Raw genomic sequence first — 22,623 nt, 5'->3', positions numbered from 1 at the left:
ATTTCTTTAGTATGTGGAAAAATACTCTGTAATTCAAATAGTGTCGAAGGAAATCAGAAAGTATCTTTATGTGTTTTTCGTCCTCTACAGTAAATTTATGAAATGCAAAAAGAGAGCTTGCACGTACAAACTCTCTTTTTTTATAGCCTAAAATACACTCAAAAAACCTTTATATCTATTTTAATGTAACTTCTCTCTTTTTTCCGAGAGTCGTCAAAGTAATATCTTTCTTTTTGAAATTAAAACCTAATGATTCGTTTACTGAATTATCGGTTCCTGTAGCCGACTTAGCTTCATTAAAACGTAGAAAAGCAGCGTTTTTTGCATTGATTTTTTTACCCGTTGGCAACTCTATAATTTTTCCTTTTGATGTATAGCTTTCAACTAAAAGTCGTGCAGATAAATAACAAACAGTAGACTCTGCTCCTTGGTTTAAATTTACATTTCCTTTCTCTAAACCATCATAGCAACCTCCTGTAATGGGATTGTAAATGATGTGATTTAAGTGGTTCTTTCCTAAAAACCAATCAAATGCTAACTTCAAATTCTTTTTATACATCGGGTCACCAAATGTTTGATAAAATAAGTCCAAACCGTACATCATGTAGCATGCTTCAATTGGTTGCTCTCCGTATTCATGAGGAATTGCTCCTTTTTCATGCCACCCTTGGTTGCTAATGATTTTAAATTTGTCATTAAAAAACATTTTGGATATTAGAAAATCCATCGACTCCAATGCTATTTTTTTATGAGCTTCATTTCCAGTTACAACAAAAGAAATTAGCAACGCTTCGGGTAAAACACTATTTGCGTAAGTCAGTTTTTCTTCAAACCAATTCCAGTTTTTTGATGCTGTATTAAGGTACGTTTTTTCTAATTTCTTTGACAAATGATTGAGTAGATTTAATACTCGCTCGGTTGGTGTTACTAAATAAAGCTGATACAATCCCTTTACAGCAAACGCAATCGCTCTAGGCGAATGCAACGCTTTGGCAAAAGTCAGCGTTTTATTAATGCTTAAAGTAGCTTTATAAACAATTGATGCTGGCAATGTTCCATTTTCTAAACTTAGCAAATAACCCAACGCCCAAATTGCACGACCGTTAGAATCTTCTAAGTTTTCGTTGCTATTTTTTGGCTCTACTACATTAAATTGATCGACGTAGTTTATAAAGTTTCCTTTTTTCAACTGACATCTTACAATAAAATCAAGATAAATTTTAATGTACGGAATGTCCGTTTCTTCTCCTTTTAACTTATAGTGCTTGCACATCGCAATTAATGCTCTTGCGTTGTCATCTATGGTATATCCAGCATCTAAATCGGGCTCTGAAATTTTACAGAACTGAAAGATTCCAAGATCCGAAGTCATCGCTTTTTGATGGTCCATGTTGATCTCAGGATAATTTATTTTTATTTTCGATAAATCCGTTGCAATTTTCTGGTACGTCTTAATGTGTTTAAGAGCGGTATTTTCCCAAGATGTTTTAGTCGTTTTTGCGTAAGCATTCAGTGCCATATGCGTTCTTAATTCAGAATCGCTTAAAAGTTTCAAAGTCGCTTTTGCAAACTGATCTGAATCCTGAATATCAGCTAAAATACCAATATCAGAAGTCAAGCTTTCTAAAGTGTGCGGAATCTTACTTGCCACAATTGGACAAGAACAGCTCATTGCATATGAAAAAGTTCCACTTACTGCTTGATTTGGATCTTTGGACGTAAACAAATACACATCCGTTGCTTTAAGATAATCCAATAATTCATGTACTTCCAAATACTCATTGACAAAGCGAACATTTTTTTCGAGATGTAATTCTTTAACAATTGCTTCCAACGAATTGCGGTAGTGATCTACATTATCGACGATAGTGTTTGGATGTGTTTTACCTAGAATTAAATACAGAACATTCGGAAATTGTGCTACAATTTGAGGAAGCGCTTTCAAACCTGTTTCAATACTTTTTCCTTCTCCTAATAATCCAAAAGTAGAAAGTATCAATCGGTCCTCTAATGCTAATTTCTTCTTTGCTTGATCAGTACTTTCGTAACGAACCAAATGTGTTCCGTGTTCCACCAATGCAATATCCTTTTCATTGATACCGTACTCTTCCATCAAGATTTTTTTGGACTGATTGGTCATTACAAAAATGGCTTCACTATAACTGCACAGCAAACGTACAATAGCTTTTAATTTTTTATCTGGATTCGGAATTACGCTATGAAAAGTATAAGCAATTGGCTTTTTTATTACCTCTAAAAAATCCAACAAATAATTGCCAAACTCACCACCAAATAAACCGAATTCGTGCTGAATATGAACTAGTTTAACAGCATCGTCCTTATTAATAGCATTGGCTACTGCAGCATAAGCTTCTCTATTTTTAGATGGTAAATGATAAGTTGAGCTTTTATCTGTCTCTCCTTTAAAAGTAATTTCGCAAATTTCACAGCTGATACTTTTACCATATATTTTTTGAATTGCATTAACAGTGTCTTCTGTAAACGTAGCTATTCCGCACTGTGTCGGCGGATACGTTGACATAAAAATTATTTTCGATTTAGGAGATATCGTTTTCATCACTCTGATTTTTTAAATTGTTCATTAATTCATTAAAATCCACAGAAGCTACTGCAATCTCGTCATCGGCAGCGCCATAATAAATATATAATCGACCGTCAAAAATCGCAGTTCCGGTTGGGAATACTACAAAATTAACATAGCCTTGCTTTTCGTAAGTCTCACTTGGAGAAACTATTGGTTCCTTTAAACGTGCAATCACTTTCAAAGGATTTTCTAAATCTAATAAAGCCGCACAAGCATGATATATTAACCCTTTTTCGCTCTTTTCGGTAGCATGGTAAATAAGTAGCCAACCATCGGCTGTTTCTATCGGTGGACAACCAGAACCAATATGACTCGATTCATGTTTATATTTTGGACACAAAACTGTGTGCTGGTCTAGGCTTCGTATGTAATTTGACCAGAATTCCGCATTCAAATCGGATAAGTTTTCATAACTGGCAAATTGAATTGCGGGTAATAAACGATGCAAAAACGCATACTTACCATTTATTTTTCTCGGAAAAAAAACTACATTTTTATCCCAAACATAAGCGTCGTCTTTGGTAATAGGATTAAAGTGATGCTTACTCTCATTATTGTGCTTCACATATAGCGCGTTTGGATCGGATTCTTTTATCTTTTTTTCATGTAATAAATTATTATAAGCCAAAGCCGAAAACCTTGGTGTAATAATCCCTTTTTTCTTCCACTTTTTTAAATCTTTAGATACCGCTAAAGCGCCAAATGCGTTAACTCCATCGTACGCCACATACGACAAATAATAGGTATCTTCTATTTTAGTCAATCTTGGATCTTCGACTCCGTGACACTCATAAATAAATTCAGGAAAAATAATGGGTTTTTTATCTCTCTGAACCAGATCTAACGGACCATTAAATTGACAGTACCCGATGCTCGAAAAATTACCAACGTGTGCGGCACGATAAAACATATGGACTGTATTTCCTTCTTGATAAACTGCGGGATTTAACACGCCTAAATTTTCAAATTCTAAGTCTGTTGGTTTTAAAATAACGCCATGTTTAACAAGAGAATCCATATCAATCAATTTATTTATAAAGTTACTCCTCTAAAGACGAAAAACTTAACTCAATCGAAATTTTGATTAGCTCAATATGTTGCAGTTAACTTGAAAGAAGCATACAGGGATGTTTTACTTGTTTTTGAAACTGTTTTGAAAGAAAGCCATTAAAACTTTTTAACATAAGGGCATTGAATACTGAAATAGTAAACAATTCACACTAAATAAATGCAAGCTTGCATGACTCCTAGATACAAAAAAAACCTTCAAAATCAATGACTTTGAAGGTTTTATATTATGGTTTGATCTATTACTTGTATCTACTAAATTTTGAGTCAAACGCCTAATAGATAATTAAAAATCAGCATTCTGCTAACGAAATACTGTGTTTTTATCGCATTTATTATGCTAGTCTTTCTACGTTCATAATTTCGAACTGCTTTGGCTCTTCGTCAAAACTCCAATTGATGATGTCTCCTATTTTACATCCTACCAAAGCAAGACCCATAGTACTTAAAATCGATTCGGTTTTGTTTCTTTGCTTTGCTTTGTCTGGCGCAACAAATGTATGAACATGCTCTTCTTGACTTGTCAAATCTTTAATTGTCACTTTTGCATCAACCGTTACAACATCTAACGGTAGTAATTTACGGTTAACTTGTTTGGCTCTTTTTAACTGTAATTTTAAGATTTCTTCCTCCTCTGGAGTTGATTTCTTTCTTCTAATATGATCTTTAATTAAGTCGTAAATTCCTGTTGTTAATGTGATTTCTTGCTCCATTTTTTCTGTGTTTTGTACCAATTGCTTTGATGCTTTTTTTATAAAATACCCACACATTAAAACTCATTACCTTTGTGCAAATGAGGTTTAATGAAAAATCGGCATCAATAAACGATTGACGGTTTAAATTGTATATAAAGGAATCAGAAGATTTCCCTGTCATGGGTTTGACAGGGATTAATTTATAAAGTCTTTCGAGCAGTTTAAAAACGAGTCGTCGTGCAAGTAGGTCAGTAAGAATAAAAGACCTAGCGCAACGGTATTCACAAGAAAAAATAAATGGATTGTCATTGTTTTTCTACATAAAGTGACAAGATACAAAAATATAACAACCTTCAAAAGCTTTTAACAAATTCTAACTATAGAAGCTGCTGTAGCAGCTTTTTTTAAAAAAGAATTAACAATTGACGTTTAATAGGGATAACTTTTACCTATCCATTGCTCTAAATGCTTTTTAACTACTAAAATGTTTCTTTCTAAAAGATAATTTAAGTGCGCCTATAAATAAGTCCAATTAAAATTTGTGATCTATAATGGTTTTACAAATTTTATCTGCACATTCTTTTTTCCTGTATAATTCGTGATCTTCGTTTTGATAAAAATTTGCGCTAATTTGCATGTTTGAAAACCAATTTCCATCTGGCTTATTTGCGTCTTCCTGCCCGTAAATTAATTTAATTTTTACCGCTGGCTTTTTAATTTCGTATCGCAATCTTGTCGAAGATACAGCTATTAAACTTTCAACTTTTAATCCCAAATTAGCCGCTTTCCAAGCAATACAGCCACCGATACTGAAACCTAGCACCATGCAGTTTTCATTCTCTTGAAGCAAAAGATTTTCGACTGCTTTGTCAATACCTCCATTAATAAATTGAGCGTGCAATTTATCTTTAGCGTACTCACTGGTATCGATTTCGCCTAAAACACAACTGTCATAATACTGAACGTCAAATTGATCTTCTAAAACTGAAAGGTAAAAGTTAATCCAATTTGATTTTTCTTTGCCCCACAAATCAGATACTATAAGTACTCTTTCTTTTTTATCTTTTTGCATGCTCGTTTTAGATTGATAGTTATACATAGAACTTCGATTTCAGATTTCGTGAGATCAATTGCGTTTCAAGTTGCTTTTGAAAGAAACAAATTTACGGTTTTCTTCTATTTTTGAAATTTACATTTAATAATATATTTTACTGATAAATTTAAAATTATTAGGCGTTGGAATATCGTAAATATTACCATAAAAAAATCCCGTCAGTCTTTAAATGACTTGACGGGACTTTTAGTTTCAATATAAAAACCAAACTAACTTTAATAATTCCATTATTTTATCCTCTACCTAATAGCCTTGATTGTTTGGCGAAAGTTTTGGATTTTTATCGATCGCATTTTGTGGAATAGGCAAAAGATTGTTTTTAGGCGCTACAAATGATCTGCTTTCAATTAAGTTGGCTGGCAAGGTCATTGACACATTGTAGTCTCCGTTTGGTTGCGTTGTCGCCAAAACAGTTCCTCTCTTTGCTCCCATTAAATTACCATTAAGCACATCAGTCGCGATATTCCAACGAATAATATCATCTCGACGTAAACCTTCCATAGCAAATTCTACTCTGCGCTCGTTTCTTAGTAGTTTTCTTAAACTGGATTGGTCTGCATACTTTGTTTGATCTACAGCAGGCATTCCTGCTCTAAGACGTACGGTATTTAAAGCAGTATAAAGTGCTGCATCTATTTGAGCCAATTCGATTTTAGCTTCAGCAATTGTTAACAGTACTTCTGCATAACGGAAAATAAAGATGTCGCTACCCATATTCCAATACGGAGCTCCAGAATCTAACTCCATAAATGAAGTGTACTTTTTAAAATTATAACCTGTTTTAGACGCATTGTCCGCTTTGTTGTAATAATCATTACTACCCACTTCTACTGAGCGGTATATTTTATCTCCAAAAACTTGGCCTGGATAAACTACAGTTGCTCTTAAACGTGGATCTCTGTTTACAAATGGATTTGCAGGATCATATTCGCCTGCACTTTCTGCTTCTTGAATTGTCTTTCCGTTTGCCATTTCAAAAGCATCAACTAAAGATTGTGTTGGCACAACAGAGGACCATCCACCGATACCGTTTGGTAAAAATGGAGTAAAATCAATTGCAGACAAATCGGCTGTTTGTTGCACTGATAAGATAATCTCACTGTTTTGTTCATTGGCTGGATCAAAAAGTCCTGTAAATGTTGGATTTAAAGAATACCCGCTAATACTGTTTGCAGTCGCTAATGCCTTTGGATAATCTTTAAAATACAAATAGTATCGCATCAAAAGTGCTTGAGCCGCTCCTTTTGTTGCTTTGCCATATTCTGCTCCCGAATAAGATGCTGGTAAAATAGCAATCACAGCTGTCAATTCATCTTCAATAAATTTGCGAATCACCTCTTGCGAATCTCTTGGAACTTTCGCATCTTCTGGCGTTGAAAAATTTTCTGTAATTAACGGCACATCACCATAATTTGTAGTTAACGAATAATACTTATAAGCGCGAATAAAACGAGCTTGAGCTTTGTAAATTGCTCTATCTCCTTCTGGAACTGTAGTAGCATTATCAGCATTTAAAAGAAATTCGTTACATCTGTTAATTGTGCCAAAACCGTAATAAGAAGCTCCGGGATCTGCTGGTGACAAATTACCATTTCCTACAGCAGTCCATCCTTCCCACGGAAAATTATTATAACCATTGTCTGAACCACAATCACGGTACATCAATGTACCTCCATCTTCAAAGCCGCTGTAGCATCCTGTTAGTGCTAAATCTAAATCTTTCTTGCTTTTCCAGAAAGTAGAAGGAGAAAGAGCATCGTCTGGTGCTGTTTCTAAAAAAGACTCACTGCAAGCGCTGAATATAAAAACTATTGCTAATAAGTATATTAATTTTTTCATCTTTTATGTAAATTAAAAAGTTAAATTAAGTCCGATTGAATTTGTCATTACAACTGGATAACCGCTACCACGTCCCGAAGGAGCTTCTGGATCCCATCCTTTTAAATAATCTGTAACGGTAAATAAATTATCGGCACTATAGTACACTCTAAGGCGCGCAATTTTCCAGTTACTTAATATTTCTGATGGAACATTGTATCCAATTTGCAGATTTTTCATTCTCAAATAATCGGTACTTCTTAACCAGTAGCTTGTTGTTGAATTCTGTGGCATACTTGGACCATAATTGTTGTCAATAAGCCTTGGCACACTTGTATTTGGATTTTCTGGAGTCCAACGATTCATCCATAATGCTGATGGTTTCTGACCGTCTCCATTTACCGCACCCACTGCATCAAAATCCATATATCCATAACCTCCCGTTGCACCTTGAAAAAGAGCCATGAAGTCAAAGTTTTTATAGCCAGCCGTTAAATTAAAACCGAAATTTAAAGAAGGTATTGAATTGCCTAATAAAACTCGATCATCAGCATCAACTTTACCGTCACCGTTTGAATCTACATAACGTAAATCTCCTGGTTTAATTTGATTGCCATATAATGTGTTGGTCGGATACGCATCAATATCAGCTTGACTTTGATGCAAACCATCTGTTTTATAACCGTACCAAGAGTCAACAGATTGTCCTAATTGACGAATTTTACGCCCAGCAATAATCATGTCTGTTCCTGCAAGTTCTACTAATTCATTTTTATTATATGCGATATTTCCACCAAAGCCAAAATCTACTTCGCCAAATTTATCTGAATAATTAAGACTCACTTCAATACCTTGATTATCTAGTTTACCAACGTTGTCGTAGAATTTCTCTAAAGCAAACTCATTGGGCGCTGGTACTTGCATGATAATACCTTCGGTACTTTTTTTATACCAGTCAACAGTTAAATCTAACTTGCGGAAAAATCTAGCATCTAAACCGACACCATAACTTGTTGTTTTTTCCCAAATTAATGCTCCATTTTTAGCATTTACAATCGCTGCTCCAGAATTTATGATGCTATTAAACGGATAATCTTGACCGAGTCCTAAAGTTGGAATAGTAGGATAATAAGAATCTTGACCATCATTTGATAATGCATCTTGGTTACCCAATTGTCCCCATGAAACTCTAACTTTCAAATCATTTACCGAATTTTTAGCACCTTCAAAGAACGCCTCTTCAGAGATACGCCATCCTGCTGAAAACGACGGGAACGTACCTACTCTGTTTTCTTTTGCAAAACGAGACGAAGCATCTGATCTTAAATTAGCTTCAAACAAATAACGGCCCATGTAATCGTAATTAATACGTCCGAACCAAGAAACCATATTTAGTTCTCTTGTAAATCCAGTGTTTTTCATTCCGTTCGTAGATCCCGCATCTAAATTAGGAAGTTCTGTACTTGGGAAATTTTCGCGATACGCTGTCGTTTTTTTATAGTCATAAGCTTCAGTATGATAGCCTGCTAAAGCAGATACATTGTGAACCTCATTGAAGGTATTGAAGTAATTTGCCGTTAAATCAAATGTATTACGTGTACTTGATCTTAAATCTTCGGTTAATTTTGTAGGACCTTGGTATTTTGACGCATTGTATTGAATTTCTTTATTCATTTCTGAAAAGCCTTCTTGGATATTTCTGTGCGAAACCAAGGCTTTTACATTAAATCCTTTAAACAAATCAACTTGTACCGAACCAATTCCTACAAATGTTTTACGTTGGTAATTAATTTGAGGTCCCATATCCAACCATGCGATTGGGTTACCATCTGAGATTGTTCCATATGTGCCGTCTTCATTTTTGTATGGAATCCATGGCGCAATTCTGTTAGTTTGTCTGATAATTTGATCCAAACCGTCGTGCTCGTCTCCCCCTCCTGTGTACGCATTGTTTGGAGCAATGCGATCCATTTGCGTATACGATAAGTTCATGTTGGTAGTTAACCATTTACGAGGAGTAACCGTAAGATTCAATCGGCCGTTGTACTCATTTTTCCCCGTATGCTTAATAATTCCATCCTGTTTTTGATGATTCACAGAACCTCTATATTTAGTAGTCTCTGATCCTCCAGAAATACCAACATTATTTGTCATTACAAATCCCGAACCTTGATAAAGCAAATCTTGCCAATCTGTATCCGGATGTCCATAAGGATCAGAACCGTTACGAAACAGCTCTAAATCATTGGCGGTAAACTTTGGTGCTTTACCCATGTTCCCTAATGCTTCATTATACAAAGTTGCATAGTCATAAGACCCTAGATATTCAGGCAACGTTGTCGGCGATTGCCAGCCTACATCGCTGGTAATGCTAACCACAGGTTCGCCAGACTTACCTGATTTGGTTGTAATTAAAATGACTCCATTAGCCGCTTTCGAACCGTAAATTGCAGCCGATGCAGCATCTTTAAGAACAGAAATACTAGCAATATCGTTTGCTTGTACATCGTTTAATGATCCTTCTACCCCATCGATCAATACCATTGGCGAAGCTTGATTTAAGGTGCCTGTACCACGAATTCTAATGGATCCGCCATCAGATCCAGGTTGACCCGAAGATTGATTTACCGCTACACCTGGCAACAAACCCGAAAGTCCCGCAGATACACTCGTTATTGGTCTGCTTTCGAGCATTTCACCACTAACTGTAGCAACAGATCCTGTAAGGTTTACTTTTTTCTGAACCCCAAATCCTACAACAACTACTTCCTCTAATCGAGCAGCATCTTCTTGCAGCTGCACGTTTATGGATGTTTGTCCGTTAACAGAAATTTCTTTGCTCGTAAAGCCAACATAAGAGACTACCAAAACAGCATTATTGTTGCTTACCGAAAGAACAAAGTTTCCATCAAAATCAGTTTGCACGCCATTTGTAGTACCTTTTTCTAAAATATTCGCTCCTGGTATTGGCGCACCATTGCTATCGGTAACCGTACCTTTTACTTGATTTTGTTGCAGATTAAAATTGTAATAGATTTTGTTAGTTGCACCTCTTAAAGAAGCAGGGTCAAAGCCGTCTGTGTTTGCAAAAGCAGATAAAGAACAGAATACAACGCCTAGCATCGTTGAACTTTTTAAAATTCGCGGAAGCAATCTGTTCTTATCATTAAACATTTTAAACTCTAGCGAGTATAAACTTTGTTTCATAAGTTCGTTTGGTTAGTAGTTAATAAAAAGTGTTATTTAGTTTGTATTATTCTTAAATTAATTGCTCATTGATAATTGAGGCAATTGTAGTTTTTGAAAGTATTTTCTTCTATAAAAATAGACTAGAAACAAAATCCATTTAACATAACTTACAGATGTAATTTCTTAATTCTTTACTAAACTATAAATTTAATTTTAAAAAACAAAGAAAATGCAATGAAAATGTGCACGAACACATATTTAATTTGTTTTCGAGCACATAAAAATAGAGAGAGTACTTTTATTCTGCTAAATTTTGCACTATTATTCAAATAATTTTAAATCCTTTTTATCGTTGGTAAAAGGAATTTAAAATTTATAGATCTATAATAAAATACAGAACAAATCATTACATACTGAATATCAATTTAGTACGTTGCTTTAAAAGAATAAAGTAAAAAGTAGGCTAAACTGTATTTTTAAATTAACTGTAAATTGCTTAACTGTTGTTCTTACACTCGTTCTAAATTTAACAGTATTAAGTTGATAAAATTCATCCTTATTTAGATCGAATTATTTTCAAATTTAAGAACGGTTATATTCGTTGATAAGTACGCATAAAAAAACCTCCAAAGGCAAATGAGTCTGGAGGTTTTTTTAGTGCTAACGAGTGTTAATAAATCTGCGAGCAGTGCGCGACAAATTATTTAAAATGATTTTTTACGTAAGCTTCTTTTTCAGGATCAGTCATTTTATCCGTTTCTTTTACATCCATTTTAATATCCTTAAAATGCACATCAGACTTCAAATAATTATGTAATTCTATTTTTGCATCTGTGGGTCCGAATAAAAGTATGTGTTGATACTTTAACACTACATCTGCAATTTTTTTATAATACTGCTCTTGCATTTGTCTTTGCTTATTGTGCATGATTTTTTCGCTCTTATTTAAAGCTTCATCCTTGTGCTCAAAAGTAAAATCGGATACTATAATGTGGTCGTTTGTTCCGCTGCTTATATCAATAAGATCGGCTGCAACATGATCCATCCATATTCCTAAATTTTTGTGTGTTTCCATTATTGTTGTATTTAATTCGTTCTAAAACTTCTGGCTTTTTGGAAAGTCCTATTTTAGTGGCTTCTAAAAAACAGTATTGGACTTTTTCCAGCAATTCAAACCATATTCCATTGATAATATGAATAATATAATAGATTTTTTGAAAATGTACTGCCACGTATGGCATTTTTTAGATAGACTCTGAGTAGCCTAGTTCGTTTAGCATTTTGATGTTTTTACAGCAATTACTTTTCTGTAGCGTTTGTACCTTTAATTCTTTATCAAAAAGTAAATAGGTCTTGTTAATGAAAGCACCTTCATCATAACGTTGCCTAAGATTTGTTAAAGCTCTAAAGTTTAAATTTTTTTCTTATTTTCTGGTTACACAATTATAATTTAAGATTATATAATTTGCTTCATTAAAAAGTAGTTAAACGATTACTAAATCTTAATATCTATAAAAAAAGTAAGTTCATACAAACTACTGAAAGTGGCTTTTCCATAGTACTTATCTAATATTGATCACGATTTATGGATAAAATACGAATCAAATGCCTCCAAATAAATTCTTACAATATATTTAAACACTACATTTGATTAAATTAATTCAGCCCATGCCTACTAAAAAAAATTTAAGAATTATACTTACTGATGATGATGAAGATGACCGTTACTTTTTTGCTGAAGCAACAGAAGATTTCGATCTTAATTATCCTATTGAATATTGTAAAAATGGTGTTGAGTTAATTAGTCGCTTGAACGACGAAAATTGTGAAACTCCAGACATTATTTTTTTAGATCTAAATATGCCTATTCTTTCGGGTTTTGAAACGTTAGAAAAAATTAGAGACAACTCTAACTTCAAAGATATTCCAGTGATAGCTATTTATTCCACATCGACATCCGAAGACTGTATCAAGCTTACATTTGGATTAGGAGCGAACGCTTACATTGTAAAACCAGACGGATTTGATGATTTAAAAAAATTATTAAAAAAAGTAATCAGTATGGATTGGGAAGAACAAGTAAAATCTTCAGAAATCAAATCTTTTATCATCAAGCTTTAAATTAAGAGAATTGTATTTGTGGCACTGATTTATACTTCTTATTACCTAAATTGAATTAACAATAGAAATCATGCAGACAACGCAAAACAAGTTACCTCTGGCATCGCGCCAAGACTTTCCAATAATTGGTATTGGTGCTTCGGCAGGAGGTCTAGAAGCTTTTACACAATTTATTGATGCAATTCCCGCTGATTCTGGCATGGCTTATGTTTTTGTGCAGCACCTGCATCCGCAGCACGACAGTATGCTTACAGAACTGCTGTCGCGCGTTGCCAAAATTCCAATTAATGAAATTACCGATGACATTCATCTGGCACCCAATAACATTTATGTAATTCCCGAAAATAAAATTCTTACCTCTTTTGACGGTGTTTTAAAATTAGACCCGCGATTAAAAAACACCAGAAATCAAGCTATAGATATATTCTTTAGCTCGCTTGCCGAAGTTCATCTTGACCTTGCGTATGGCGTTTTACTATCGGGCACTGGATCTGATGGAACAATTGGTCTAGAAGTTATTAAAAAACATGGCGGAACTACTTTTGCACAAGATTCCAATGCGTCTTTTACTGAAATGCCACAAAATGCAATTAATGCGGGAGTTGTTGATTATGTATTTCCACCTGAAAAAATTGTAGCAAAACTTATTGAGCTTTTTAAAGTTAAAGAAGCAATTAATACCCAGAACAATGCCAGTGAAGAAATCTTATTTCAGGAAATAATTAAGGTTTTACGTCACCATAGCGGAGTAGATTTTACCTCTTATAAACAAACTACGATACGCCGCCGTATTGCCAGAAGGATGGCCTTAAATAAAATTATAACGTTAAAAGATTATCTACGAATTCTGCAAGGAGATAAACTGGCAACTGAAGATTTGTTCAACGACATGCTCATTCCAGTAACGGAATTTTTTAGAGATGTAAAAATATTTCAAACTATTCGAGAAAAAGTATTGCCCCTAATTTGCACAAAAGCGAGCGAAGAAAATACAATACGTTTTTGGATAGCGGGATGTTCTACTGGAGAGGAAGCGTATACCTTAGCTATTTTGCTTCATGATTATTTGGGAGAAAATTTGGATGGGAAAGAAATTCAAATTTTTGCCTCTGATATTTCTGAACTAGCTATTGCGAAAGCAAGAATTGGTTTTTACCGAAAATCGCAACTTAAGAATGTTCCAAAAGCTTTATTGGCCAAATATTTTACCTCCAACACTAATGGTTATAAAATTAAAACTAGAATTAGGAATATGTGCGTTTTTGCAGTTCATAATTTTTTAATCGATCCACCTTTTGCCAAAATGGATTTAATTTCTTGTAGAAATGTATTTATATATATGGATTCGTTTCTGCAAAAAAAATCGCTTACCACTTTTCATTATGCATTAAAAGAAAACGGCTTTTTACTATTAGGAAAATCAGAAACAAATGTGCCTGCAGGCGATCTTTTTCAACCGTTTGACAAAGCAGGCAAAGTGTATACGCGCAAACAAATTTCTGGCAGATTTGTACATTCCGCAATGACCAATAACGCCACATCTACCACTCCAAAAGATGCTATAGCACGACAAGAAAGCAGCAAAGACGATTTTAGAATAAGTGCCGAAGCAGTTCTTCTTTCGAGATATACGCCAGCAAGTGTAATCGTAAACGAGCAAATGGATATTGTGCATATTAACGGAACGATTGCCGAATTTATCGAACTCGCAACTGGTAAACCTACCTTTAATTTGCTAAAAATGGCTCGCAATGGGTTGGCTTTTGAACTGCGTAACGCGTACCATAAGGCCAAGGAAACGGGATTACTCATTGTAAAAGACGGAATTCAGATTGTAAAAAAAGGAATTGTAAGTGAAGTAACCATCGAAATACAACCTTTATTAAACACCGTCCAACCCCATTTTTTAATAGTATTTTATCAAACGATCTTAAAAAAAATAGATGTTTCTGAAAGCGATCTTTCGGCTGAAGAAGTTCGAGACAATATCAATTTAAAGCGAGTTACCCAGCTAGAAAGAGAATTAGCAAAAATTCATGTTGACGTCAATGCCATAAACGAAGAACAAGATGCATCCAACGAAGAGTTGCAAAGTGCAAATGAGGAATTACTAAGTGGTAGCGAAGAACTTCAAAGTCTAAACGAAGAATTAGAAACTTCAAAAGAAGAGCTGCAATCGACCAACGAAGAGCTTTTGCAAATCAATCAGGAACTTTTAACAAAACAGCAAGAAATTAATATTTCTAAAAATTATACCGAAGCAATCGTGGCGACTCTTAGAGAGCCAATTGTGGTACTAGATACTAATTTAAGAATAAAGAATGTAAACAGAGCTTTTGCTAAAAAATATAATATTGCTAAAGACGAAGCAGCTGGAAAATTGATTTATGAAATTCAAAATCATCTTTTTGACAATAATTCGATGCGCGCCATGCTTGAAAAAGTACTGCCAGAGAAAACGCAGCTCGACGACTATCAAATTTCAGTTAATCTGATGCCTTACGGCGAAAGTATTATGCTGCTAAATGCCCGACAGGTTACGAATGAAACTAGTAAAGAACAGCTCATTTTGCTTGCTATCGAAGACATTACCGAACGTCGCATTATCGAAAAAAGACTTCAAGTTTTATCTGATGGTTTTGAAAGTAAAGTCCAAGAACGCACCAAAGATTTACTAACCTCGAATACCGAATTAGAAAGTACAGTGAAAAATTTATACACTGCAAATCTTCAGCTGCAAGAATACGCTTATGTTGCCAGTCATGACTTGCAAGAGCCGTTGCGAAAAATATTAATGTTCATTAGCAGACTTTTAGGTATGCAAGAAAATATTTCTGCCGAAGCCTTGGTTTTACTTGAAAAAATTAGTAAATCATCTACCCGAATGAATACGTTAATTAGAGATTTGCTTGCGTACTCTTATCTGAATAACACTGAGAGAAAAGTAGAAAGCACTGATTTAAATGTAATTATTAATAACATTTTGGTTGATTTTGAATTGCTTATCGACGAAAATAAACCTGAAATTAAATTAGGAAAATTGCCCATTATTCAGGCGGTTCCCTTACAAATGAATCAGCTATTTTATAATTTAATAAGCAATGCGCTAAAGTTTCATAAAAATGACGGATCAATGCCAAAACTACAGATCAGTTCGCGCAAAATGACTCTCAATCAAGTAAAAAAACATGCTACATTAAATATAAATTTAACGTATTATGAAATTATAATAAAAGACAATGGAATTGGTTTTAACCAAATTTATGAAAGTAAAATTTTTACCATTTTTCAACGACTACATAACAACGACGTGTATTCTGGAACTGGAATTGGTTTAACTATTGGTAAAAAAATTGTAGAAAACCATAAAGGTCTTATTTTTTCTAAATCGCAAGAAAATAGTGGTGCCGAATTTCATGTCATCTTACCCGTTAATTCTTTTTAAGGTTATGTGAAGCTATGAATAGCAAATTAATGCTTTTCTATTCATAGCTTTAAATTTATGGAGCACACTAATTTGAATAAAATTAAGAGTATTCTGTACTATAAGTATTTAGTTTCAAGAATCTTTACGTGCTTATCTAAAACATAAATTTTAGTGATTCCTGTCGGAATAGTAACCTGGGCAATATCTGCAGGACTTATATGTTCTAAATACATCATTAGCGCTCTTAGACTATTACCGTGCGCTACAATTAAAACATTTTTATCCGCTCGCAGCAAAGGCTCGATTTCTGTTTTATAATAGTGAACCGCTCTTTTAAAAGTTGCTGCTAAACTTTCGCCTTCTGGCGGACAAATGTCGTAGCTTCTTCTCCAAACCTCAACTTGATCAGCTCCGTATTTTACTGCGGTTTCTGCCTTGTTTAGACCTTGTAAACTTCCGTACATGCGCTCATTTAAAGCACTACTTTCATGAATCGGAATTTCACTTTGGTTTATTACTTTTAGAATAATAGTCAAACTTTCACAAGCTCTTTTTAGTTTAGAAGTGAAGGCCATATCAAAATGATAGCCTTTTAATTTCACGCCGCTTTTTCGTGCTTCTTCTCTACCCAACGAAGTCAATTCGATATCGAGATTTCCTGTAAAACGATTTTCTAAATTGTAAACAGATTGTCCGTGGCGAACCACGATTAAAATTGACATAATTTTTTAAATTAACGAATAGTAGAAAAGGTAAGAATAAAAACTATTATAAAAAATGACCGTGATCACAAAATCAGATGTTTGCAGTCATTTTTGACGCTTTTACAATAAAACATCTTTACTTAAAAACTTACAAAATAAAAAAGAGTTTTTACAATCCTTTTAGATAACTTAGAGGAATGCAACTAACCGGATTTGATGCGGAAACTAACGGATTGAATGATGCCCAAGTAATTGCGTCTAGGGCAAAAAATGGTTCAAATAGAATGGACTATAAAAAGGATAGCTACCTTGATCTAATAGTCGGTATTATTAAGGAACCCATGACAATTTTATTGTTGGTGGCTTCTACCATTTACTTTATTAGCGGAAAAACTGCCGACGGAATTTTTCTAGCATCAGCGATACTTCTGATTTCTTTGATTTCAACTTTTCAAAATAACAGAAGTCGGAACGCATTAAAAAAACTAAAAAACTTTACAAAACCACATTGTAAAGTCATTAGAAATGGTGTTGTGGTTGAAATTAAGACCGAAGATATTGTATTAGGCGACTGTTTATTAGTAGAAGAAGGTGCTTTTATCTCGGCAGACGGAATTATAATTCACTCCAATGATTTTTCGGTAAATGAATCGATATTGACCGGAGAATCTATGGCCGTAAGTAAAGACAAAACAGCCGTAGATAAAATGATTTATCAAGGCACAAATGTAGTTGGCGGATTGGCAATTGCAACCGTTACCCAGATTGGAGCAAAAACCCAATTAGGAAAAATTGGTAAAAGTTTGGAGGCCATCAAAGAAGAGAAAACGCCATTAGAAATTCAGATTGGCAATTTTGTCAAAAAAATGGCCATTGCAGGTTTCATAATATTCTTGATCGTCTGGATGATCAATTATTTTATGTCCTATAACCTTTTAGACAGTTTGTTACAAGCACTTACTTTGGCAATGAGTATTTTACCGGAAGAAATTCCGATTGCTTTTACGACGTTTATGGCACTTGGGGCTTGGCGCATGATGAAAGAAGGGATAATTGTAAAGCAGATGAAGACGGTCGAAACACTGGGCAGTGCGACGGTAATTTGTATTGACAAAACTGGTACAATTACCAAGAACGAAATGAGTTTAGCCAAAATTTACTCTTTAAAATCAAGACAGATTACCAATTTAACGGCTTTAGATGAGAAGCTAACGTCAGACGAAAAAGAACTGATTAAACTATCGATGTGGGCGAGCGAACCAATACCATTTGACCCCATGGAAATTGCGCTCCATCAAGAATATATGACTATTTCAGGAAAAGACGAACGTTCTAATTTTAAAATGGTACATGAATATCCGCTGTCTGGTACTCCGCCGATGATGACGCACATTTTCGAAAATAATTTGGGTACCAGAATCATAGCTGCAAAAGGTGCGGCCGAAGCCATTATAGCAGTTTCTAATGTAACGACAGATGAAAAGGTAGAAATCGAAAATACCATTAAGACTTTATCTTCTCAAGGTTATCGCGTGCTTGCGGTTGGTGAGAGTCATTTTGAAGCAACCACTTATCCCAAAACACAGCAAGAGTTCCTTTTTCAATTTATAGGATTATTGGCTTTCTACGACCCTCCCAAAGAAAATATCCGTACCGTATTAGAACATTTTTACACGGCAGGAATTGAAGTGAAAATTATTACGGGAGACAATGCCGAAACTACTTCATCTATAGCAAAACAAATTGGTTTTAGTGGATATGATAAAAGTATGTCTGGAAAAGAATTAGTGCTCTTGTCGGAAGAGGAATTGAAAAAAGTAGTTTCAGAAATTAATTTATTTACGCGCATGTTTCCCGAAGCGAAACTCAGAATTATCAATGCACTAAAATCAAATAATGAAATTGTTGCCATGACGGGCGACGGCGTAAACGACGGTCCAGCTTTAAAGGCTGCTCACATTGGTATAGCGATGGGCAAAAAAGGAACTGAAATTGCTAAACAAGCAGCTTCATTAATCTTAATAGATGATGATCTTTCAAAAATGGTCCATGCCATTGCCATGGGAAGAAAAATTTATGCCAACCTTAAAAAAGCAATTCAATTTATCATTTCAATTCATATTCCAATAATACTTACGGTTTTTTTACCACTTGCTCTGGGCTGGACGTATCCCAACATCTTCTCTCCTATTCATATTATTTTTCTCGAACTCATTATGGCTCCTACTTGTTCTATTGTTTATGAAAATGAACCGTTGGAAAAAAACACAATGAATTTAAAACCAAGATCGTACACTACTTCGTTTTTTAGTTGGAAAGAATTGTCTACAAGCATAGTGCAAGGAGTGGTAATAACTGCCGGGACTTTAGCCGTTTATCAGTATGCCATTGCACAAGACTATAATGAATCCCTCACGAGAACGATGGTTTTTTTGGTTTTGGTAACCGCAAATATTCTGCTAACATTAATTAATCGTTCGTTCTATTATTCAATATTAACTACTTTGAGGTATAAAAATAATTTGGTCTTAGTCATTATAATGGTCACTGTATTCTTGACCGCTTTACTATTATATGTACCACCAATTACTGCTTTTTTTAGATTCGAACAATTAGATCTTAAACAATTGTTACTTCCAATTAGTGTAGGCTGCGTCAGCGTTCTTTGGTACGAATTTGTTAAAATAGCCAAACGTCGCAAATCTGAAAGTGAACAGTAAAGTTGAAATTTGTGTCTTTACACTAATAATTTTGCTATACATGTTTTCTGAAACGTGATTCTCATCACATTTTTAAATAACCTACATCATTATAATTCAGTAAACTAAATAGTAAATTGGCAATAACCTTTCTACTAAAAAGTATGAATAAGAAAATTGTCGCTATTATAGTAGCACACCCCGACGATGAAACTTTATGGGCTGCAGGAATTGTATTGGACAATCCCCAGTGGAAATGTATAATTGTATCCTTATGCCGTAAGCATGATCTCGATAGAGCACCTAAGTTTTACAAAACAGTAGAGGCTTTAAATGCCAACGGGCTTATGGGAAATTTGGACGATGGTCCTGATCAAAAACCGCAAAAAAAAGAAAACGTACAGCAATTATTGCTAAATTTATTGCCTCTCCTCCACTTCGACTTAATAATAACTCACAGTCCTGCAGGCGAATATACCAGACATTTACGTCACGAAGAGGTGAGCAAAGCCGTGCTAGATCTTTGGATACAAAATAAAATAACAGCTACGGAACTTTTGCTATTTGCTTACGAAGACGATAACAAAAAATGTTATCCAAAAGCCATTACTTCCGCAGATCTCTATTTTATACTTCCGGAGAATCTATGGCTGAGAAAATATCAGCTCATTACTACAATCTACGAATTTGCTACAGACAGCTGGGAAGCACGAGTAACCCCTAAAATTGAAGCTTTTTGGAGATTAACGAACAAACAGCAGGCCGTTACATGGCTTGACGAAAAATTAAACATATGAAGGTTTTAGTGCTATACGATTATCCGCCAACTCCAGGTGGACTAGCTACTCAAGGTGATCTGCTCTACAAAGGTTTATTAGCCAACGGCGTAGATGCGCATGCAGCACACATTGAATCGGCCATGGAAAAAGAATGGTACTACAACTGGTTTAAACCAGACGTTGTTGTGGGTACGGGTTATTGGGGAAACACACCTCAACTGGTATTGCATCCGCAAAAGTTTGGCATGCGCGGTATCCCTTGGCTTGTAGCCGATGGATATATTGCCAACTACCAAAAAGTACTAAACGACCTCCCTCTTATCTTGGTTACCTCGCATTGGGTAAAAGAAATGTATGTTCGAGATGGTATTAGCGCAGACAATATTGAAGTATTGCCTGTAGGTTGTGATACCGATAGTTTTAAACCTTTTGCAAAAAACGATGAAAAAATACTAGCGGTACGAAAGGCATTGGGAATTAGCGCAGAGGAACTAATGATTTTGACTATTGGTGGAGACGCCGCTAGTAAAGGAGCAAGAGAAGTAATGGAAGCACTTGCTTTGGCGGGCAAGGAGTTACCGCCCTGGAAATACATTTGCAAAGTTTGGCCACAGCCTAGAACATCATTGCAAAATAATCTCGACTTAAAGCTCGCTGAGCAATTAGGGATCAGTCGGAAAGTTGCTTTTCAAACTAGTATAATCTCAAGAGATTTTGTACCGTATTTAATTAATGCTTGTGACATTTATGCTGCCCCATCCAGGCTTGAAGGTTTTGGAATGCCACAGGTAGAAGCTGGCGCTTGCGAAAAGCCCGTTATTGGTATCAACGCGATGGGAATGTTAGACACCTTAGTGCAAGGAGAAACGTCTCTTTTGGCAGGAATAGGACAAAAAATAGTGGTTAATGAAGTGACGCTTGGTACCGAATCTGGATACGAAGAGAATAGAAGAATTGTATTTGAAAAACCGAGAACCGTAGATTATCGTGCCGATGTGACCGATATAAAAGAGGCTTTAGTACAACTGATGAGTAGCGAAGAATTACGAAATAAAATGGGAAAAGCAGCAAGAAAGAGAGTGATAGAGCATTTTGATTATAGAGTTGTGGCAGCACAATTTGTACGCATCATTAATGAACGCTTAGGAATATATTAAAGTCAAGAAATTATGGATAATAGAAACTGGCAAGAAATTGACAAAGCAAAAAATGCCGCTTTAGAAGTACTCTTGCACAATGCAAAAGGTCCGTTTCACGGTCTGCCAAGAACGGCCGCATGGGGCTATCCCGAACCCTACACTCGAGATTTAATGATTTCGATATTAGGTATAGCTGTTTCTGGAAATGAAAAGTTGACTGTCGCTATGGAAAAAACATTGCAAATCCTTTCTAAAAATCAATCTGAAAGAGGACACATACCTTCGTTTGTTCATGATAGTGGCAACCGAGGCGCGAGCGACACCACACCACTTTTTCTACTCGCCGTTGGTATTTTTAGAAAGTATACTGGCAGAGCCGATTTTCTAGAAGAAGCAGTTCAAAAAGCGCTTAAGTGGATGGAATACCAAAGTCCTTCTGATGAATACCTAATCGCCCAGTTGCCTACCAGTGATTGGCGAGACGAGCAATGGGTTCTCGGATTCGGACTTTTTGTAAACACACTAACTTACAGTTATTTAAAAATGCTTGGTTATGATGAGCGTGCGCAAAAACTACAAAGCGCAATGCAGCATTTTACAATTACAAGCAACTCTAACGACACCCATTTACATGAAGGAATGGTGGTGAAAAAAAAACCGTATTATGCTTTATGGTCGTATAAAATATACAGCAGCGAACGCTTTGATCTTTTGGGAAATAGTATTGCAATACTATCTGGACTAGCTGCTCCCGATCGAGCCGAACATATGATCGCTTGGATTGAAGACCAATGCCATAAAATGATGGAGAATGGAGACCTAGCATTACCTATTGCTCCCAATCTATTTCCGTTTATATTACCTGAAGATTCGGATTGGTTGCCAAGATACGAAACCTTCAATAAACCGGGAGATTATCATAACGGCGGTATTTGGCCTTTTGTTTCTGGTTTTCAAATTGCTGCACTGACGGCCGCAGGAAAGCATAAGTTGGCTAGAGAGAAATTGGATACACTAACCAATCTGGTAAAAATTTCGCACAATAAAGAGTTAGAATATGGTTTTAACGAGTGGTACAAGGCACAAGATGCAATGCCTATGGGACAGGATTGGCAAACGTGGTCGGCTGCAATGTACTTGTACGCTGCGCAATGCGTAGCAGATAAAAAACCGCATTTTTTCGATTTTTAAGTTCATCAGTAATTTGATTATCTTGAGAAATAAATTAATCTGCTTCTTTTATCAGATATTTATTTTTTATTTCT

14 protein-coding genes are annotated in these 22,623 nt (G+C 35.2%); 6 read left to right on the top strand and 8 right to left on the bottom strand.

The annotated features are described in order from the left end of the window. Nucleotides 1–175 precede the first annotated feature (175 nt). From ACRASX_RS12710 to ACRASX_RS12680, 7 genes are all read right to left on the bottom strand, one after another. Entirely contained in the window at nt 176–2,578 is a 2,403-nt protein-coding gene (locus tag ACRASX_RS12710) for a glycosyltransferase (protein ID WP_432221496.1), read from the bottom strand. Next, the gene (locus ACRASX_RS12705) at nt 2,559–3,623 is read right to left on the bottom strand and encodes a pesticidal protein Cry7Aa (RefSeq protein ID WP_432221495.1); all 1,065 of its coding nucleotides are present in this window, start codon (nt 3,621–3,623) and stop codon (nt 2,559–2,561) included. The genes ACRASX_RS12710 and ACRASX_RS12705 overlap by 20 nt, the downstream gene beginning before the upstream one ends. 385 nt (nt 3,624–4,008) lie before the next feature. After that, the gene (locus ACRASX_RS12700; RefSeq protein ID WP_066309613.1) at nt 4,009–4,386 is read right to left on the bottom strand and encodes a GreA/GreB family elongation factor; all 378 of its coding nucleotides are present in this window, start codon (nt 4,384–4,386) and stop codon (nt 4,009–4,011) included. 514 nt (nt 4,387–4,900) lie between these two features. After that, on the bottom strand, nt 4,901–5,467 hold the full coding sequence (locus tag ACRASX_RS12695) for a hypothetical protein (protein WP_082706616.1): 567 nt from the start codon (nt 5,465–5,467) through the stop codon (nt 4,901–4,903). 258 nt (nt 5,468–5,725) lie between these two features. Further along, the gene (locus ACRASX_RS12690) at nt 5,726–7,321 is read right to left on the bottom strand and encodes a RagB/SusD family nutrient uptake outer membrane protein (RefSeq protein WP_432221494.1); all 1,596 of its coding nucleotides are present in this window, start codon (nt 7,319–7,321) and stop codon (nt 5,726–5,728) included. 12 nt (nt 7,322–7,333) lie between these two features. Then, nucleotides 7,334–10,507 (bottom strand): SusC/RagA family TonB-linked outer membrane protein, encoded by a 3,174-nt coding sequence (locus ACRASX_RS12685; protein WP_432221493.1) that lies wholly within the window; start codon nt 10,505–10,507, stop codon nt 7,334–7,336. 682 nt (nt 10,508–11,189) lie between these two features. After that, on the bottom strand, nt 11,190–11,564 hold the full coding sequence (locus ACRASX_RS12680; protein WP_432221492.1) for a hypothetical protein: 375 nt from the start codon (nt 11,562–11,564) through the stop codon (nt 11,190–11,192). A 593-nt stretch (nt 11,565–12,157) separates the two neighbouring features. Here ACRASX_RS12680 and ACRASX_RS12675 point away from each other — a divergent pair. Then, nucleotides 12,158–12,610, top strand: coding sequence for a response regulator (locus tag ACRASX_RS12675; RefSeq protein WP_066309461.1), 453 nt, complete (start codon nt 12,158–12,160; stop codon nt 12,608–12,610). A gap of 70 nt (nt 12,611–12,680) precedes the next feature. Continuing rightward, the gene (locus ACRASX_RS12670) at nt 12,681–16,055 is read left to right on the top strand and encodes a CheR family methyltransferase (protein ID WP_432221491.1); all 3,375 of its coding nucleotides are present in this window, start codon (nt 12,681–12,683) and stop codon (nt 16,053–16,055) included. A 98-nt stretch (nt 16,056–16,153) separates the two neighbouring features. On the opposite strand, the gene ACRASX_RS12665 is transcribed toward ACRASX_RS12670, so the two are convergent. Beyond that, nucleotides 16,154–16,759 carry a 2,3-bisphosphoglycerate-dependent phosphoglycerate mutase gene (locus ACRASX_RS12665; RefSeq protein WP_432221490.1) on the bottom strand — a complete coding sequence of 202 codons (606 nt, stop codon included), beginning with the start codon at nt 16,757–16,759 and terminating at the stop codon, nt 16,154–16,156. Between the two features lie 179 nt (nt 16,760–16,938). On the opposite strand from ACRASX_RS12665, the gene ACRASX_RS12660 reads away from it, so the two are divergent. The 4 genes from ACRASX_RS12660 to ACRASX_RS12645 all read left to right on the top strand — a co-directional run bounded on the left by ACRASX_RS12660 (nt 16,939) and on the right by ACRASX_RS12645 (nt 22,549). Next, nucleotides 16,939–19,461 (top strand): cation-translocating P-type ATPase, encoded by a 2,523-nt coding sequence (locus tag ACRASX_RS12660; RefSeq protein ID WP_432221488.1) that lies wholly within the window; start codon nt 16,939–16,941, stop codon nt 19,459–19,461. A gap of 143 nt (nt 19,462–19,604) precedes the next feature. After that, nucleotides 19,605–20,237 (top strand): PIG-L deacetylase family protein, encoded by a 633-nt coding sequence (locus tag ACRASX_RS12655; RefSeq protein WP_432221487.1) that lies wholly within the window; start codon nt 19,605–19,607, stop codon nt 20,235–20,237. Beyond that, complete coding sequence (locus ACRASX_RS12650) at nt 20,234–21,376, top strand: glycosyltransferase family 4 protein (RefSeq protein ID WP_432221486.1); 1,143 nt, start codon at nt 20,234–20,236, stop codon at nt 21,374–21,376. The genes ACRASX_RS12655 and ACRASX_RS12650 overlap by 4 nt, the downstream gene beginning before the upstream one ends. A gap of 12 nt (nt 21,377–21,388) precedes the next feature. Continuing rightward, nucleotides 21,389–22,549, top strand: coding sequence for a glycoside hydrolase 100 family protein (locus ACRASX_RS12645; protein WP_432221485.1), 1,161 nt, complete (start codon nt 21,389–21,391; stop codon nt 22,547–22,549). The last annotated feature ends 74 nt before the right edge of the window (nt 22,550–22,623 follow it).

Source organism: Flavobacterium sp. TMP13 (assembly GCF_050847115.1).
Taxonomy (GTDB): Bacteria; Bacteroidota; Bacteroidia; order Flavobacteriales; family Flavobacteriaceae; genus Flavobacterium.
This window is presented reverse-complemented; position numbering and strand designations above follow the sequence as displayed.